This window comes from Rhodoferax ferrireducens, from assembly GCF_031458075.1.
GTDB lineage: Bacteria > Pseudomonadota > Gammaproteobacteria > Burkholderiales > Burkholderiaceae_C > Rhodoferax_B > Rhodoferax_B ferrireducens_A.
On record NZ_JAVDXT010000006.1, the window covers coordinates 31,057 to 46,914 of the forward strand.

Consider the following 15,858-nt stretch of genomic DNA (forward strand, 5'->3'; position numbering starts at 1 on the left):
ATGGCTTCGTTAGATCTCGTTCACATCAAAAAGAGTTTCGACAGCGTTCAGATTCTTCATGACATCAATATCTCGCTGGCCGATGGCGAGTTCCTGGTGCTGGTCGGTCCCAGCGGCTGCGGCAAGAGCACGCTGATGAATGTCATCGCCGGCCTGGAAGACCCGACCGCCGGCAGCCTGCGCCTGGACGGCCAGGACATTACCCAGGTGGCGCCGGCCGAACGCAATATCTCCATGGTGTTCCAGTCCTATGCGCTCTACCCGAACATGACGGTGGCCAAGAACATCGAGTTCCCGCTGGAGATGCGCAAGGTGGCGAAGAATGTGCGCACCGAGCGCGTCGCCAGCGTCGCCAAGCTGCTGCAGATCGAACACCTGTTGGAGCGCAAGCCACGCCAGCTCTCCGGCGGCCAGCGCCAGCGCGTGGCCATCGGCCGGGCCCTGGCGCGCGAGCCCAAGCTGTATCTGTTTGACGAGCCCTTGTCGAACCTGGACGCCCAGCTGCGGCTGGACATGCGCACCGAAATCAAGAAGTTGCACCAGCGCCTGAAAGCCACCATCGTCTACGTGACGCATGACCAGATCGAGGCCATGACCCTGGCCACGCGCATCGCGGTGATGAAAGGCGGCGTGGTGCAGCAGCTGGGCACGCCGCACGAGGTCTACAACCGCCCGGCGAACACCTTTGTCGCCAGCTTCATGGGCTCGCCGCGGATGAACCTGGCCAAGGCCCGCGTGATCGAAGACGGCGCCGGCCTGGCGCTGGAAATGCAGCAGGGCGACCGGCCGGCAGTGCGCATCGCGCTGCCCTCGGTGCCGGCCGGACTGAATGCCTACCGCGGCAAGGAAGTGATTGCCGGCATCCGCGCCGAGGCAATTGACCTGGTGCGCGATGGGGCGACCCAGAACGCCATGCACCGCCTGGTGCAAGCCCGGGTCGAAGTGATCGAGCCCACCGGCGCCGACACCCTGGTGGTGCTGAACCTGGGTGGACATGAGTTCACCGCCCGGGTCGAGCCCGACGCGCCGCTGACACCGGGCCAGGAGATGCAGTTCATGGTGGATCTGGCCAAGCTGGTCTGCTTCGATGTGCAGACCGAGCATCTGATTGCGTGAAGATTTTGTAAGCTAAATTGGCTGCCAGCGCAGGTAGTACCTGCGCTGGCAGCTATTAATTCAGTAGTATTTCAGCTGCCGTACCCCATCTGGCTGCGCCCCAGTGGTGTCAAATCCGCTGGCGTAAAGCGCCCCTCAAAGTCCACTTCGTAGTCTTCGGGCGCAAAGTCGGGTGACGACTTGCCGGCCTCGAACGCCGGCCGCTGCTTGGCCAGAAAAGCCTGGTTCTTGGCGCAGTCGGGGGCGGCGCCGATGTAGATCACGTTGCTATAGCCTTGCCCCAAGTGCTTGTCTTCCACGCCGTGGATGGTGTCGGGGTGCCACCAGACGGTGTCGCCAGCGTTGACCTTGGGGATGGGGCCGTAGGCGCGCAGCAGCAGCGCGTGGTGTTCGGGCGAGGCGACCAGGGCGCGGCCGGCGCGGGCGCCGCACAGCTGGTCTTCAGCGATGTCGTCCTGTAGCGCGCGCAGCAGCATCCAGGCCATGGCGTTGGCGATGGGTACCAGGTTCAGCGTGCCGTCGCCCGGGCCTTGCGGCGTCAGCGCAGTCCAGCCCTGGAAGGTGCGGAACATGCTGCACACGGCGGGCGAGGGGATCTCGTGGGTTTCGGTGCGGTAGGCCGCGGCAAACGGGTCGTACTGGCTAATGTCGCCACCAAACACGTGGCGGAAGACGTTCTGGTAGCCGGGGTCGATCCAGCGCTCGATGGAGCCGCCGTCCATGTGGGGCGACAAGCCCAGCGAGGCATCGCCGGGTTCGCGCTGGCGCACGCGGTCGGAGTAGGTGCATTCCTGGTCCGGGTTGAACACCGGTTGGCCGTCATGCAGGTTGTTCCACAGCCGGTTCAGCCAGCGCCGGGTCTGGGCCAGCTCGACCGACTGGCGCGCATCCATTTGCGGCTTGGACCAGTAGATGCCGTAGATCTGCGGCTTGGAGCTGGCCAGGGCGCTGAAGTACTTGTCGATGCCGCGCTTGCTGACCTGTTTGTCCAGGTAGTGGTTGTCGCTGATGTAGCTGGCCAGGTCTGCGTTCCATTGGGCCACGCGGGCGGGATCGAACACGCCGCGTATCACCACGCAACCGCGCTGCTTGATGCGGGCGATCTGCGCCGCGTCCAGTGTGTCGAGCTGGCTGAACTGCACCTCGGGCACGGGCTGCAGGCCCTGGGTGCGCTCGCGCTCTATCGCTTCCACCTGGGCTTCGATGTTGCGCGTCAGCGCTTCGAAGCGTTCTTTCAGGTCGGGAATCTGGGCGCGCAGCTGGCGCTTGGCGGCAATGATCTGGCTTTGGAAGTCGAGGTTGGGATCAGCTTGTTGCATGGAATAGCTCCAGAGGTGGCGGGGTGAAAAGTTGCTGGCGGGGCGCCAGATCGGGCTGGGCAAAGCGCGCCAGCATGCGGCTGCCCAGCGCGTGGCCGGCGCGGTGCATGTCTTCAAAACAGGCCCAGAAGGGCTGGCGTATGTACTGCGGCAGCGGGCTGCTGTAGCGCAGGACCAGCTCCATTTGTTGGCTGGCGCCCGGGCCGACCTGCAGGCCGCTGTCGTCCAGGGCGCTGAGCAGGGGCAGGATGGGCGCTTCGCGTGTCAGCACCAGGCCGTCGAATGCGCTGGCGTGGGCGCGGGTCCATTGGTAGATGGCATCCGGCGGGTCGTCCAGGCTGACCGCCTGTATGCATTCACCGGCTACGCCCAGGCGCTGGCAGGCCTGTGCGAATCCGTCGGCCAAATGCTGGTGGAAGCTGGCGTCTGCTGCCGGTAGCAGGATGCCCAGGCGCTTGCGGCCCTGCGCCACCAAGGTTTCCACTGCCATGTCGGCAAAGCGCTCGTTGGCAAAGTCCACGCTGTCGTGCGCCGGCAGTTGGGTGCGGCCATAGCTGATGAAGGGGAAGTCCATGCGCTGCAGCCAGCGCACACGCGCATCCTGCGGCGCGGTATAGGACAGCACCAGGCCGTCGGCCAGGCCGCGTTCGATCACGTACTGCACGCTGTCCAGCGCGTCGTGGCCGGCCAACTGCGGCAGCACGATCAGGTGGTAGTCGGTGTCTTGCAGCGCATCGCCCAGGCCCAGCAGAAAGTCCTTGAAGCCGAGCTGGGTGGCGTCCTGCCGGTCCTGGATGAAGGCCAGGGTATGGGTCTTGCCGGTCTTCAGCCGCACCGCTGCGCGGTCCCGCACATAGTGCAGTTCGCGGGCGGCCTGCAGCACCTTGTCGCGGGTTTCCGGCAGCACGCTGGGCAGGCCGGCCAGGGCGCGCGACACCGTGGCCGACGACAGGCCGGTGGCCTTGGCCAAGGTGGTAATACTGGCTTTTCTGGCTTGCATCTTGTCTCCTGGTGCAAATTATGTAAACGTGTACATGGCTTGTCAAGCTTTGACTTGGCTAAATGTAAACGTTATCATTCTGATTTTAAAAAATACAGGAGACCTTATGCGTTGGGCATTTATCGGAGCCAGCACGATTGCTGGCGAGTGGATGGTGGCCGCCGTACGTTCCGCCGGCGACGAGGTGGTGGTCGTGGTTTCCGGCGACCTGGCGCGGGCCCGGGCGTTTGCCAACAGCCACGGCATCGCCCACGCCGCCGCCGACGAAGCCGCGCTGGCCAGCCTGGGCGTGGATGCGATCTACATCTCCAGCACCAATGAAAAGCACGAGGCCTCGGTGCTGCATGCCGCCAGCCTGGGCTTGCATGTGTTGTGCGAGAAGCCGCTGGCAACCTCGCTGGCCGCAGCCCAGCGCATGGTGCAGGCCTGCGCCAGAGCCGGCGTGGTGATGGGCACCAACCACCATCTGCGCCACAACAGCGCGCACCGCCAGATGCGCGACAAGATCCAGCAGGGCGCGCTGGGCCGGCTGGTGTCGGCGCGCGTCAACCATTCGGTGTACCTGCCGGCGCATCTGCAGGGCTGGCGTTTGAAGGACAAGGGCGCGGGCGGCGGCGTGGTGCTGGACATCGCGGTGCACAACGCCGATTCGCTGGCCTTTCTGCTGGGCGAGTACCCGACCGAGGTGGTCGCCATGACCAGCAACAGCGGCATGGCCGAAGGCATGGAAGACAACGCCATGTCGGTCTGGCGTTTCCCCAGCGGGCTGACCGCTTTCACCCACCAGGGCTTCAATACGCCATTCGCCGATGTAGGGCTGGAAGTCCACGGCACCCAGGGTTCGCTGAAAGGCGTGGGCATCTTGCACCAGGGGCCGGACGGTCGGCTCGACTTCAAGAACGCCCAGGGCGAGCAGGCCTTGCCGCTGGACCAGGTCGACCTGTACAGCCGTGGCGTGCAGAACTTCCATCGTGCCATCCAGGGCCTGCCCCACGATATGGCCGACGGCCAGGCCGGCGTGCGCTCGCTGGCCGTGGCGCTGGCGGTGCTGGAGAGTGCGCAGACCGGCCGCAGCGTGGCCGTGCAATACCCAGGAGCCGCAGCATGATCCACCACTGCGTTTTCATCCGCTTTCGGCCCGAGATCAGCGCCGTCGCCAAGCAGGCGCTATGGGCCGAGCTGCAGGCGCTGGTGGGTGAAATACCTGGTCTGCACGAGGTGCGGGCGGGCGTGAATGCCCGCTATGAAGACCTGGACCACGGTTTTGCCGACGGCTTCATCGCGGTGTTTGACGACCGGCAGGCGCTGGCCGCCTACCAGGCCCATCCAGCCCACCAGGCGACCGGTGCCAAGCTGGTGCAGGCGGCGCTCGGCGGGCTGCAGGGTCTGATGGTGTTTGACTTGGATCTTCAGTAGTGCATCCGTAGTTCAGGTGCTGCGCCAGCTGCACTAGCCGCGGGGCGCGCAGCTTCTCCACACACCACTGCAGCGCCATCACAATGCGAGCAGGAGTGCGACAAATATGTTCAAAATTTACTGGACCGACGAAAACAACCAGGCCCGCGGGCAAGAGACGGCAGAGCTTGCGCAAGCCCTGCAGATCACCAAAGACAAACGCGACGCGGGCTACAGCTTTGTCACCATGGTCAGCGAGAACCTTCAGCACGTGGGCAAGCAGGGCGTGGACTCCGTTGTAGGCGGCAAGACGCCCGACGGCCAAGCCTACGACTGGTCCAAGGCCGGACGCGCCGGTATGCCGCGCCGAAACGACAGGGTCATCACCCAGAAAGACAACTGAGCCCGGGCTTGGTGTGTGGTTGGTTTTGCTATCAAAAAAAGAAGCTTCTTGCGCATATTGAATGTGGGCTTACGGCCAATTTCGTTCATAAAATATTTCCCTGTGAAGAGCCGAACACCGCCAGGCGTGCGCCACGGAGGTCTGCATGACGGTGCGGCAGTAGACTTCATTCCATCGCCGTTCCCCACATTCCAACCATGTCCCCTACGCCTTATCTCTCCAACAGCGCTGTCTCCGAAATCCAAGCCTGGGAGGCGCTCAAGACTTTGGGCGACGTCGCCATGGCGCAGGGCGGCTTGCAGGGGGTGCTGCAAATGTTTGTAGCAACGCTGACCGGGGCCGAAGAAGTGGCCCGTGTGAGCGAAGAAGCGGGCCACCCCGACAGCATGACGCCTGAAGTGATTGCGCAGTGGGTGACTACCGACTACGTGCCGGGCATGCAGCAGGCGTTGAAGGCTATCAAATAGATAGCTTCCAGCGTAATATTTATAAGCGCTGGAAGCCTGTTTGACCCATAAGCCGTCGGCGGAGGGCCGCAAGCCCGGCGCGTGTGGATGGTGGGAGCCTCAATAGTTCTGGTGCAGCAGCGGCGGCACCAGCCGCGGATCGCGCAGCTTGTCGACCCACCATTGCAGCGCCGGGCCGGCGCGGTGCGAATGCCAGCCCACATAGAGCAGATTCGGTTCGCGCGGGTCCTGCGTGGCCAGCGCCACCAGCGTGCCTTGGGCCAGATGCTCGCGCACTTTCTCCCGCGGTAGCCAGCCCACGCCCAGGCCTGCCACCTGGGCGGCGATCTTGGCGCGCATGCTGGGCATGGCGAGGCGCTCCTGGTGCGTCTGTACGCCGTAGCTGCGGGCGAGTGCCAGGCGCGAGGTATCGGCCACCACCACGGCGCGGTGGGCGGTGATGGCCTCCATCGACAAAGGTTGGGGTGCTTGGGCCAGTGGATGGCGGGGCGACACGGCAAACACCCATTCCAGCTGCGTCAACTCGAACCACTGCAGATGCGCCATCGCCGGCGGCTCGTTGGTGGCCGCCACCACCAGGTCGGCGCGCTGGTCCAGCAGCGCCTCCCAGGTGCCGCCCAGCACCTCGTGGGCAAAGCGCAGGCGCACGCCGCTGTTCAGCGCGTCGAAGTCGGCCACCAGCGGCAGCAGCGCCTCGATGTTCGCCAGCTCGTCGGTAGCGATGCGCAGCTCGGACTCCCAGCCGCGCGCCACCTGTTTCACGCGCTCGGTGAGTCGCCGCGCCTGGGCGTGCAGCTGCGCGCCTTGCTCGACCAGCAGCAGGCCGGCCGGCGTCAGCGCAATGCGGTAGCCGGCGCGGTCGAACAACAGGGCATCCAGCCGGTCTTCCAGCTGGCGCGCGGCGTACGACACGGTGGACGCGGCCTTGCCCAGGCGCTCGGCGGCGCGCGACAGGCTGCCGGTGGCGCGCACCGCTTCCAGCAGTTGCAGATTTTCCAGGCTCAACATGTTCGATAGTTTCGCATGAGTTCATCGAGATTATGGCGTCTGTGGCGTGGTGAATCGCCAGACACTTGCTCCATCAGCCCCCCAAGGGTTGAAATCCCCAGTAAGACATCAACGAAACAACCGAAGGAAATACCATGAACCGCTTTGAAGGAAAAAACATTTTGGTCACCGGTGGCAGCAGTGGCATCGGCGCAGCCGCCGCCATCGCCTTTGCCCGCGAAGGCGCCCGCGTCGCCATCACCGGCCGTGACGCCGAGAGCCTGGCCCGGGTCAAGGCCGAGCTGGGCCCGAACGCGCTGGCCCTGGTCAGCGAAGCCGGCGATGTGTCGGCCCAGGCCGCGCTGGTGGCCGAGTTGCAGGCGCAGATGGGCGTGATCGACGGCGTCTTCATCAACGCCGGTGTGGCCAAGTTCGGCCCGCTGGCGCAGATCGATGAGGCGCTGTGGGACAGCAGCTTTGACACCAATGTCAAAGGCCCGTACTTCTTGATCCAGCGCCTGGCGGCACTGATGACGCGTGGTGGCTCCATTGTGCTGAATGGATCCATCAACGCCCACATCGGCATGCCGAATTCCAGCGTCTACGCCGCCAGCAAGGCCGCGCTGATTTCGCTGGCCAAGACGCTCTCGGCTGAGCTGCTGCCCCAGGGCGTGCGGGTGAATGTGGTGAGCCCCGGCCCGGTGAGCACGCCGCTGTACGGCAAGCTGGGCCTGGCGCCCGACCAGCTGCAGGCCATGGCGGCCAGCATCCAGACGCAGGTGCCGCTGGGCCGCTTCGGCACCCCGGAAGAAATCGCCGCCACCGTGCTGCACCTGGTGTCCAAGGAATCGGGCTTCATCGTCGGCACCGAGATCATTGCCGACGGCGGCATGAGCCAGATGTGAGGCGAGATGCAGGCAGCTATTGATTTGATAGCTTCTTGCGCTGGTGGAATGTGCGCTGGAGGTTGATTTTCTATAAATTTTCGGCGGCGCTGCCGGGCAGGGCACGGGTACTCCAGTCGACTTGCTCCAGCGGCACCGGGCGGCCAAACCAATAGCCTTGCGCGTGGCTGCAGCCCATCTGCCGCAGGCGCTGCGCCTGGGCCGCGGTTTCCACCCCCTCGGCCACCACGGCGACGTCAAAGCCTTCGGCCATGTGCAGCACGGCGGAGACGATGGCCGCGTCCTGCGGCGAGCTGCACAGGTTGCGCACAAAGCTCCGGTCGATCTTCAGGCAGTCGAACGGCAGCAGGCCCAGGTAGGCCAGCGAAGAGTAGCCGGTGCCGAAATCGTCGATGGCGATCTTCACGCCCTGGGCGCGGATTTCGCGCAGCCGCTCCTCGGTCTGGCCGTCTTGCTCGATCAGCACCGACTCGGTCAGCTCCAGCGTCAGGTGCTGTGGCGGCAGGCCGCTGTCGTGCAAGGCCTGCTGCAGCGTGGCGCTGAAGTCGGACTGGATCAACTGGCGCGCCGACACATTCACATGCAGCTCGAAATTGGCCGGCAGCTGCGCCAGGCGCTGCGCGATGTCGCGGGTGGCCGTGCGTAAGACCCAGTCGCCCAGCGCCAGGATCAGGTCGGAGGTTTCGGCGATCGGAATGAACAGACCGGGTGGCACCAGGCCGCGCGCCGGGCTCTGCCAGCGCACCAGGGCCTCCACGCCACTGACCTGGCCGGTGGCCATCTGCACCACGGGCTGGTAATGCAGCACAAACTGGCTGCGCTCCAGCGCCTGGCGCAGCTCATTGGCCAGCCGCGCCTGCTCCAGCGATTGCTCCATCATGCCGGGTTCGAACAGCATGCAGGCACCCCGGCCCCGGCGTTTGACCTCGCCCAGGGCCACGCTGGCATTGCGCAGCCATTCCGGCAGGGCCTGGGCGGACAAGTGCCCCTGGACCATGCCGACCGAGGCGGTCACGATGACCTCGTCGCCACCCGAGGCGAACGGGTGCGAGAACAAGCGGCCGATCTCCGAACCCAGCTCGGCCGCGGCATGCGCCGGGCCCAGATGCAGTACGGCAAATTCGTCACCCCCCACCCGTGCGAGCAGTACCGGATCGGGAAACCGGGCCCGCATGCGCTCGGCGATGGCTTGCAGCAAGCGGTTGCCGGTGCCATGCCCCACGTTGTCGTTGACCGCGCGAAAGCCGTCCAGCCCCACCAGGCACAAGACTGCGGGACGGGTGTCGTCCCAGTCGACCTCTTCCAGCAGGCCCTGGCGCGTGAGCAACTGGGTCAGGTGGTCGTAGCGCAGCTGCTTGCGCATATCGTTGAATGAGTGCTGCAGGCGTTGCGCCATGGCATTGAAAGCCTGCACCAGGGTGGCGGTTTCCTGCACGGCGTTGCCCGGGGTGATCTTGGTGTCCCATTGGCCCAGCGCCAACTGGTTGGCGGCCTGGGCGGTGCGCTGGATGGGGCGGGTAACCCATCCAATCGCCCACAGGCCGAGCAGGCAGCCCAGCCCGGCAAAGCCGGCGATCCACACCAGGCTGCGCCGGCTGGCGGCGCGTATATCGCCCAGTAGATCGGATTCGGGCACCAGGGTCAGGATGCGCCAATGCAGTCCGCGGACGTCCGAGTAGGGCGCGACCCGGCCGATGTACAACTGGCCGTTGACGTCCAGCTGAAAGCCCGAGGTGCTTGCCGGCGCGGCTTCTGCGACGGTGGGCGCAGCGGCGCGCAGCACCGGGTTGGCCGCTTCCCGCAGGCGCAGGCGCTCGCCACGGGACGTGCCGTTGCGCCCATCGGCCAGCACCGAGCCGGGCTCTGAATGCGCCACCAGGCGCCCTTCGAGATCGGTGATGGCGATGATGCCGCTGCCGCGCAGCGGCTCTTCGCGCAGGAAGTGGTTCAGGCCGTCAAGCTTGATATCGGCTTCCATGACGCCGATCAGCTTGTTGCCGACCTTGACCGGGCTGGCTGCCGAGATGGTGATCTCGGCCCGCTCGTCGTAGTTGGCGTAGATGTCTGACCAGCCGGCCTTGCCGGACCGGGCAAAGGGTGCGTACCAGGGGCGCACGCGCGGATCGTAGGTGTCGTAAGAGGCGACGACCTCACTCCCGGGGTGGTCGCCTTTGTAAATGCGCAGCTGGCCCTGGGTGGACGCGTCTTTGAGCATCAGCGCGAAATGGGCTCCGGCGCCTTCGCGGCGCATGCCGGCGAGCTCCCCCGCCTCGCTGCCGAAATCCAGCACGCTCATTTGCGTGTGGTCCAGGTAGCGGTCTTGGTAGACGCCGCGCAGATGGCGGTAGATGGGGCCCAGGTCATGCGGGGTATAGAGCCCATGGCGGCTGATCGCGTCGGCAATATCGGCCTGGATGCGAAACGGCTCGTCTAAAAAATTGGCCAGCCGGTTGCTGGAGGCCACCATCAGGGCATCCAGTATGCGGGTGCTGGTGGTGTCTATCAGGCGGGCGGTGTTGGCCTGTTGCGTCAGCGCCTGCAAGGCCACGGTCACCACCAGGATCAGTGCAAACGGCACGGTGATCGCGACTCTGAGGGATGGCCGAAAATTACGCATGTGCAATTCTGCAAGAGCGGGGCTTGCGTCGATAGGTTGGCAGTAGGAGGCGGTCGCACGACAGCGTTCACCGTTCCGTCCCGCCGATGCAACGGTCGAAATCCAGTATCCCACACGCAGACCGGTACGGCAGCCAGAAATTGCGCCGAAAAGCCGCCTTAGGCCTGTTCAGTCAAGGCTGGTTTGGCCAGCGGCCGGCTCCGGCTACGCATAAACCCTGGGTTGCGCGTTCAGCGCTGCTGGGCTTTTCAGGTGGCGGACAGCAGGGTGGGGCGGTGTCCCGCTTGCGGCATGCCGCTCAGCCGGAACGTGGACACCAGTTGGGCCAAGCGGTTCGCCTGCTCGCCCAGGCTTTCGGCCGCGGCTGCAGATTGCTCGACCAATGCGGCGTTTTGCTGCGTCATCTGGTCCAGGTCAGTGACGGCGGTGTTGACCTGCGAGATGCCATCGCTTTGGGCCGAGGAAGCAGTGGAAATTTCACCGATCATGTCCGACACGCGGCGCACCGAACTGACGATTTCGGTCATGGTTTTGCCCGCATCGGCAACCAGTTGCGTGCCCTGATTGACCTTGGTGACCGAGATGTCGATCAGGCTCTTGATCTCTTTGGCGGCGCCGGCAGAGCGCCCGGCCAGGCTGCGCACTTCGCTCGCCACCACGGCAAACCCGCGGCCTTGCTCGCCGGCCCGGGCCGCCTCTACCGCGGCATTCAGCGCCAGGATATTGGTCTGGAACGCAATGCCGTCGATGATGCCGATGATGTCGGATATCTTGCGGGCGCTGACGTTGATCTCCTCCATGGTGCTGACCACATGGGCCACCGCTGCACCGCCGCGCACCGCCACGGCGGTCGCCGATGCGGCGAGCTGGTTGGCCTGCTGTGCCGAGTCGGCCGATTGCCGTACGGTGCTGGTCAGCTGCTCGGTGGACGAGGCTGCGTGCTGCAGGTTGGTGGCGGTTTGTTCGGTGCGCAGTGCCAGATCCTTGTTGCCGGTGGCGATCTCTGCGCTGGCCAGGCGAATCGACTCGGAGGAGTCGAACACCGTGGAGATCGACTGGTTCAGCTGCGCCGCCATGGCGCCCAGCGCGCGCATCAGGTCGCCTACTTCGTCGGTACGCGCACTGGATGCGTCGACCCGCAGATCGCCGCCCGCCACGCCATGCGCGACCTCCACCGCGCGGGCCAGTTCTTTCACCAGCTTGCGCTGCACCAGCCAGGACAGCCCGACCGCGATGCCTGCGACCAGCAGGCTCAGCGCACCAAGCCCGATGTTGGTGCGCTGCGAACGCTGCTGTGAAGCCTCTATGGCGGTGTGCGACCGGGCTTCGCTGCGTTCCACAATACCGGACAGGGTTTTGTTGAGGTTGGAAAACGTGGCATCGGCGTTCTGCATGGCCGCAATACCCGTATTGGGGTCCATCGACGCGAGGTCGATGGCGGCGTCTGTCTGCTTGCCGTAACTGGCGATCTGCTTGCCCAGGTCGGCGACCGCAGCCTGCAATTCGGGATTGCTGCTTTCGGTGCCGGCGAGGGTGGCCGCCACCCGCTTGATGCCATCGAGCTGGGCCGCCAGATCGGTGCGGAACGCCTTGGTCTTGGCGTCGTCCATGGAGCCGATCAGCGTCATGGTCTTGTAAACACTGGAATGCACCTGTCCCAGCTGTAGCTGGACCTGGGCGATGGTTTTGAAGTCCTCCAGACTGGACGCCGAACTCGCGAGCCCCTTGCTGGTCTCCTGGCCCATCAGTTGCGAATTGATCTGCCCGGCAAACAGTACCACCACGGCGGTTAACAAAGGCGCGGCCAGTAGTTTCAGACCTAGTTTCATAGGAGCTTCCTCAGCGTGACCGCGCAACGGCGGATGGTGGGTCCAGCCAGAGCAGCTGGTACCTCAGGGCCTGGAGTGGCTCTTGGCGCTTATTTGTAGATACCGCCGCACACCACGGCATCGTCGAGCTTTTCGCAGTACATGCTTTTGGGGGCGATCTTCTTGGTTGTGGGGTCGGTGAACTTGTAGTCCTGCCAGAACGTGCCCTTGCTCTTGGCCAGTTCCATGCGCTCCTTGACGAACTCCTTGCCGTCCACATCCTTCAGGTCGATCAGGTTCTTGCCAACCATTTTTTCATTCGCGCCATGGGCGCGCACCGTGCCGTCCAGCGCATAGATCACCAGGTAGAGGTCGCGGTCAACGAACTGGCCCGCCTTGTTGCTGATCTCGGCTGCGCCTTTGTCCTTGCCGTTGGCTTTGATGAAGGCCACCCCTTTCTTGACCATGGCCGTGGCTTCTGCTGCCGTGGCCTTGTCCTGGGCGTGGGCCAGCTGCATGAAGGGAACTGCCAGTACGCAGGCTAAAGATGCGATGAGAATAGACGGCTTCATGTGATCTCCTCTGGTTGTCTGTGAATGTGTATCACGTCAAGGTTCCTAAGCCAGTATCAACCCATTTTGCCCAGTGGGGGCTCCAGATTTTCCCCTTTTGTGTGGATGTGCGGTTGACGCCACACCACGGGGGGCTTACTGGGGATAGGGCGAGGGCGGTGGATGCCGGAAGGTGCCCGCCGTCAGCGGGAACGCCGGCAACGGCAGGCTCAGGCGCACGCACAGGCCGTGCGGCTGCACATTCAGCGCCGCGGCTGTGCCGCCGTGGCGCAGCGCAATCTCGGCCACGATGGACAGGCCCAGGCCGCAGCCGCCGGGTATCTCGCTGGCGCGCCAGAAGCGCTCGAATACCCGGGACACATCCGCGTCCGGCAAGCCTGGGCCGTTGTCCTCCACCTCGACCACGGCCTGGTCTTGCTGGCGCTGCACCCGCAGGGTGACGGTAGCGCCGCGGCCCGCATAGTGCAGGGCGTTGTCGATCAGATTGCTCAGGGCTTCGCGCAACAGCAGTTTTTCGCCCTGGGTGACCAGGCTGTCCTCGCCCTCAAAGCCCAGGTCGATGCCGGCGGCGATGGCGCGCGGTGTCCATTCGCGGGCCACTTCGCGCGCCAGCGCCGCCATGTCCAGCGGCTGCTGCTGGATGTCGGCCTCGGTACGGGCCAGCGACAGCAGCTGGTGCACCAGATGGGCACTGCGCAGCGCGCCGGCATGCACCTTGGCGAGCCGATCTTGCAGCGCCTGCGGGTCGCGCTCCGTCAGGGCCAGCTCGGTCTGGCTGATCAGCCCGGCCAGCGGGGTGCGCAGCTGGTGGGCCGCGTCGTTGATGAAGCGCTTTTCCTGGCCCAGGCTGCGGCGCACCGCGGCCAGCATCTGGTTCACGGCTGCGGCCAGGGAATGCACCTCTTGCGGCGCCTGGGTCAGCTCGATGGGCGACAAGGTGGTGAAGCTGCGCTGGGTGCGGTCGCCCAGCAGGGCTTCGAGCCGCTTCAACGGCTGCAGGCCGCGGCCGATGCCGATGTAGACCACGCTGCCAATCAGCGCACCCAGCAGCACCAGCGGCACCAGCATGTCGGCCACCAGTTCGCGGGCGATGCGCTGCTGCACGGCCAGGCTTTTGGCCACCTGCACGCGCAGCCGCTGCGGTGCGTCGGCATCGCCGTAATTGACTTCCAGCAAGGCCACGCGCACCGGCTTTTTGTCCAGCAAGGCCTCGTAGATCAGCGGCTCGCCGGCCTGCACCGGGATGTCCAGCAGCGGGTCGGGCAGCTTGCTGTTGCCCAGCACAAACTGGCCGGGTGGCGACGACACCATGTAGCTGACGCGGTCGGTCGGGTCCTGCTCGATGATGTCCTGCGCAGCACGCGGAAAGTCCACCAGCAGGCCCGAGCCCATGGGCTTGACCTGGCGCGCCAGCGATCGCACCGACTGGGTCAGCGACTGGTCGATGCCTTTTTCTGCATAGTTGAGGGCGATGCGGTAGGCCAGCAGGCCGCCGACCAGCCACAGCAGCAATTGCGGTAGCAGCAGCCAGAGCAGCAGCTGGCGCTTCAGCGAGAGGCCGGGGGCTTTGTCTTTCTGCAGGCCGGGCGGTAGCCCCAGCAGCGTCATGGCGTGGCGGTTTCCAGCATGTAGCCGAGGCCGCGCACATTGCGGATGCTCAGGCCCGAATCGGCCAGTTTGCGGCGCAGCCGGTGCACATAGACCTCCAGCGCGTTGGAGCCGGTGTTGGTGGTGTCGCTGGGGTCGTTCGGGTCGGCCTTCCAGGCCGACAGCACGTCTTCACGGCCGACCACCTGGCCGGCGTTGGCCACCAGCAGCGACAGCAGCGCCCATTCGCGCTGGGTCAGCTCCAGCGGCTCGTCGCCCAGCCAGGCCAGCGGCTGGGTGGCGTCCAGCCGGAGCCGGCCAGCCGGCAGCTCCAGCGAGCCGCCGAATGCGGGCAGGCGCGATCTGCGCAGCATGGAACCGAGCCGTGCTTCCAGCTCGGCCATATTGAAGGGCTTGGTCAGGTAGTCGTCGGCACCGGCGTTCAGGCCTTCGACCCGGTCTTCCACGCCGTCGCGCGCCGTCAGTATCAACACCGGCAAGGCCAGCAGGCGCTTGCGTATCCAGCGCAGCAGCTGCATGCCGTCGAGCAGAGGCAGGCCCAGGTCGAGCACCACGCCGTCGAAGCGGGTGGATTCCAGCAGCTCCTGGGCCAGCGCGCCATTGGCGGCCGTGGTCACCTGGTGCCCGGCCTGGCCCAATTGGGCCGCCAGGCCGTCGCGCAGCAAATCGTCGTCTTCCACAATCAGTAAATGGGCCATGGGCAGAGCATAGCAAGCCGCGGTTTACTATTGACCTCTCGGTCACCCTTAGCCAGGGTATACCGTCCCGCGTTCTGGCGCAAAGGCACTACATAAATGCTAGCTGCCCGCGCTTATTTAATCTGCGCTAGAGCCTGATTTGATGCATAAGTCTGGTTTTGGCCCTCCCAACCTCTTGAGAAGCGAGATCGCATGAAATTTGATGCCGTATTGTTTGACTGTGATGGTGTGCTGGTGGATTCGGAGCCGCTGACCAACGGCGTGCTGCGCGACATGCTGGCCGAGCGCGGCTGGGAGTTGTCGGCGGCCGAGTGCATGCGCTTCTTCGTCGGCAAGGCGGTCATGGACGAAGTGGCCAGCATCGAAAAGCACACCGGCCAGCCCGTCACCGAGGCCTGGATGAGCGAGTTCCGCAGCCGGCGCAACCAGGCGCTGCAAGACCAGCTGCTGCCCATCCCCAATATCCACGCTGCCGTGCAGGCCATCCACACGGCCTATGCGGGCGGCATTGCCTGCGCCTCCGGGGCCGACCGGATCAAGGTCGAGCTGCAGCTGCGCAAGGTCGGGCTGATCGAATACTTCGACGGCCGCGTCTTCAGCGGCCACGAAATGCCGCGCTCCAAGCCTTGGCCGGACGTCTATCTGGCGGCCGCCGCGGCGCTGCAGGCGAATCCGCAGCGCTGCGCGGTGGTCGAAGACACGGTGACCGGCGTGCGTGCCGGGGTGGCGGCCGGCGCCACGGTGTTCGGCTATGCGCCCGCCACGTCCGGCCATGTAGATGCGCAGACCCTGCGCGAGGCCGGCGCCTCGGCCACGTTTACGGATATGGAGCACCTGGCCGCGCTGCTGGTGTGAAGCGCGGAATCCAGTCCTGCAGGGCGGCTGGATTTGTCATAGTTTCTATTAATTGATTAGGTTTTATCAATTGTTCATATTTATCGATCGGACGTAAGATTGCCCTGT

The 15,858-nt window shown here is 65.1% G+C and carries 15 protein-coding genes; 7 read left to right on the forward strand and 8 right to left on the reverse strand.

The features are described 5' to 3' along the window. Nucleotides 1-1,116, forward strand: a complete 1,116-nt coding sequence (locus tag J2X19_RS23350) for an ABC transporter ATP-binding protein (protein ID WP_310376912.1) — start codon at nt 1-3, stop codon at nt 1,114-1,116. Between the two features lie 71 nt (nt 1,117-1,187). Here the strand turns inward: J2X19_RS23350 and J2X19_RS23355 are convergent, their stop codons facing one another. Together J2X19_RS23355 and J2X19_RS23360 are read right to left on the reverse strand one after the other, a co-directional pair. Further along, on the reverse strand, nt 1,188-2,435 hold the full coding sequence (locus J2X19_RS23355) for a YbiU family protein (RefSeq protein WP_310376913.1): 1,248 nt from the start codon (nt 2,433-2,435) through the stop codon (nt 1,188-1,190). Continuing rightward, a complete protein-coding gene (locus J2X19_RS23360; RefSeq protein WP_310376914.1) occupies nt 2,422-3,435 on the reverse strand; it encodes a LacI family DNA-binding transcriptional regulator in 1,014 nt (337 codons plus the stop codon). The genes J2X19_RS23355 and J2X19_RS23360 overlap by 14 nt, the downstream gene beginning before the upstream one ends. Nucleotides 3,436-3,541: 106 nt before the next feature. Between J2X19_RS23360 and J2X19_RS23365 the strand changes: the two genes are divergently transcribed. From J2X19_RS23365 to J2X19_RS23380, 4 genes are all read left to right on the forward strand, one after another. Then, nucleotides 3,542-4,543 (forward strand): Gfo/Idh/MocA family protein, encoded by a 1,002-nt coding sequence (locus J2X19_RS23365; RefSeq protein ID WP_310376915.1) that lies wholly within the window; start codon nt 3,542-3,544, stop codon nt 4,541-4,543. Further along, entirely contained in the window at nt 4,540-4,851 is a 312-nt protein-coding gene (locus J2X19_RS23370; protein WP_310376916.1) for a Dabb family protein, read from the forward strand. The genes J2X19_RS23365 and J2X19_RS23370 overlap by 4 nt, the downstream gene beginning before the upstream one ends. Before the next feature lie 106 nt (nt 4,852-4,957). Continuing rightward, nucleotides 4,958-5,233, forward strand: a complete 276-nt coding sequence (locus J2X19_RS23375; protein WP_116608841.1) for a hypothetical protein — start codon at nt 4,958-4,960, stop codon at nt 5,231-5,233. Nucleotides 5,234-5,430: 197 nt separating this feature from the next. Continuing rightward, entirely contained in the window at nt 5,431-5,700 is a 270-nt protein-coding gene (locus tag J2X19_RS23380) for a hypothetical protein (protein WP_310376917.1), read from the forward strand. Nucleotides 5,701-5,799: 99 nt separating this feature from the next. Here the strand turns inward: J2X19_RS23380 and J2X19_RS23385 are convergent, their stop codons facing one another. Beyond that, complete coding sequence (locus J2X19_RS23385; RefSeq protein ID WP_310376918.1) at nt 5,800-6,708, reverse strand: LysR family transcriptional regulator; 909 nt, start codon at nt 6,706-6,708, stop codon at nt 5,800-5,802. Nucleotides 6,709-6,842: 134 nt separating this feature from the next. On the opposite strand from J2X19_RS23385, the gene J2X19_RS23390 reads away from it, so the two are divergent. Then, a complete protein-coding gene (locus J2X19_RS23390) occupies nt 6,843-7,592 on the forward strand; it encodes an SDR family oxidoreductase (protein ID WP_310376919.1) in 750 nt (249 codons plus the stop codon). Between the two features lie 70 nt (nt 7,593-7,662). Here J2X19_RS23390 and J2X19_RS23395 read toward each other — a convergent pair whose 3' ends face one another. From J2X19_RS23395 to J2X19_RS23415, 5 genes are all read right to left on the reverse strand, one after another. Next, nucleotides 7,663-10,209, reverse strand: coding sequence for a bifunctional diguanylate cyclase/phosphodiesterase (locus tag J2X19_RS23395; protein WP_310376920.1), 2,547 nt, complete (start codon nt 10,207-10,209; stop codon nt 7,663-7,665). A gap of 248 nt (nt 10,210-10,457) precedes the next feature. Further along, nucleotides 10,458-12,038 (reverse strand): methyl-accepting chemotaxis protein, encoded by a 1,581-nt coding sequence (locus J2X19_RS23400; protein WP_310376921.1) that lies wholly within the window; start codon nt 12,036-12,038, stop codon nt 10,458-10,460. An 89-nt stretch (nt 12,039-12,127) separates the two neighbouring features. Next, nucleotides 12,128-12,589 carry a cache domain-containing protein gene (locus J2X19_RS23405; RefSeq protein ID WP_310376922.1) on the reverse strand — a complete coding sequence of 154 codons (462 nt, stop codon included), beginning with the start codon at nt 12,587-12,589 and terminating at the stop codon, nt 12,128-12,130. 135 nt (nt 12,590-12,724) lie between these two features. Then, entirely contained in the window at nt 12,725-14,197 is a 1,473-nt protein-coding gene (locus tag J2X19_RS23410; RefSeq protein WP_310376923.1) for a sensor histidine kinase, read from the reverse strand. Then, on the reverse strand, nt 14,194-14,895 hold the full coding sequence (locus J2X19_RS23415; protein WP_092757728.1) for a response regulator: 702 nt from the start codon (nt 14,893-14,895) through the stop codon (nt 14,194-14,196). Before J2X19_RS23415 ends, J2X19_RS23410 begins: the two co-directional genes overlap by 4 nt. Before the next feature lie 192 nt (nt 14,896-15,087). On the opposite strand from J2X19_RS23415, the gene J2X19_RS23420 reads away from it, so the two are divergent. After that, nucleotides 15,088-15,750: an HAD family hydrolase gene (locus J2X19_RS23420; RefSeq protein WP_310376924.1), complete on the forward strand. Its 663-nt coding sequence runs from the start codon at nt 15,088-15,090 to the stop codon at nt 15,748-15,750. Nucleotides 15,751-15,858: the final 108 nt, after the last annotated feature.

Coding starts and splice junctions, on each gene's coding strand:
- J2X19_RS23350 (WP_310376912.1), top strand. CDS start 1: ATGGCTTCGTTAGATCTCGTTCACATCAAAAAGAGTTTCGACAGCGTT.
- J2X19_RS23420 (WP_310376924.1), top strand. CDS start 15,088: ATGAAATTTGATGCCGTATTGTTTGACTGTGATGGTGTGCTGGTGGAT.
- J2X19_RS23360 (WP_310376914.1), bottom strand. CDS start 3,435: ATGCAAGCCAGAAAAGCCAGTATTACCACCTTGGCCAAGGCCACCGGC.
- J2X19_RS23405 (WP_310376922.1), bottom strand. CDS start 12,589: ATGAAGCCGTCTATTCTCATCGCATCTTTAGCCTGCGTACTGGCAGTT.
- J2X19_RS23400 (WP_310376921.1), bottom strand. CDS start 12,038: ATGAAACTAGGTCTGAAACTACTGGCCGCGCCTTTGTTAACCGCCGTG.
- J2X19_RS23365 (WP_310376915.1), top strand. CDS start 3,542: ATGCGTTGGGCATTTATCGGAGCCAGCACGATTGCTGGCGAGTGGATG.
- J2X19_RS23375 (WP_116608841.1), top strand. CDS start 4,958: ATGTTCAAAATTTACTGGACCGACGAAAACAACCAGGCCCGCGGGCAA.
- J2X19_RS23380 (WP_310376917.1), top strand. CDS start 5,431: ATGTCCCCTACGCCTTATCTCTCCAACAGCGCTGTCTCCGAAATCCAA.
- J2X19_RS23415 (WP_092757728.1), bottom strand. CDS start 14,895: ATGGCCCATTTACTGATTGTGGAAGACGACGATTTGCTGCGCGACGGC.
- J2X19_RS23390 (WP_310376919.1), top strand. CDS start 6,843: ATGAACCGCTTTGAAGGAAAAAACATTTTGGTCACCGGTGGCAGCAGT.
- J2X19_RS23370 (WP_310376916.1), top strand. CDS start 4,540: ATGATCCACCACTGCGTTTTCATCCGCTTTCGGCCCGAGATCAGCGCC.
- J2X19_RS23410 (WP_310376923.1), bottom strand. CDS start 14,197: ATGACGCTGCTGGGGCTACCGCCCGGCCTGCAGAAAGACAAAGCCCCC.
- J2X19_RS23395 (WP_310376920.1), bottom strand. CDS start 10,209: ATGCGTAATTTTCGGCCATCCCTCAGAGTCGCGATCACCGTGCCGTTT.
- J2X19_RS23355 (WP_310376913.1), bottom strand. CDS start 2,435: ATGCAACAAGCTGATCCCAACCTCGACTTCCAAAGCCAGATCATTGCC.
- J2X19_RS23385 (WP_310376918.1), bottom strand. CDS start 6,708: ATGTTGAGCCTGGAAAATCTGCAACTGCTGGAAGCGGTGCGCGCCACC.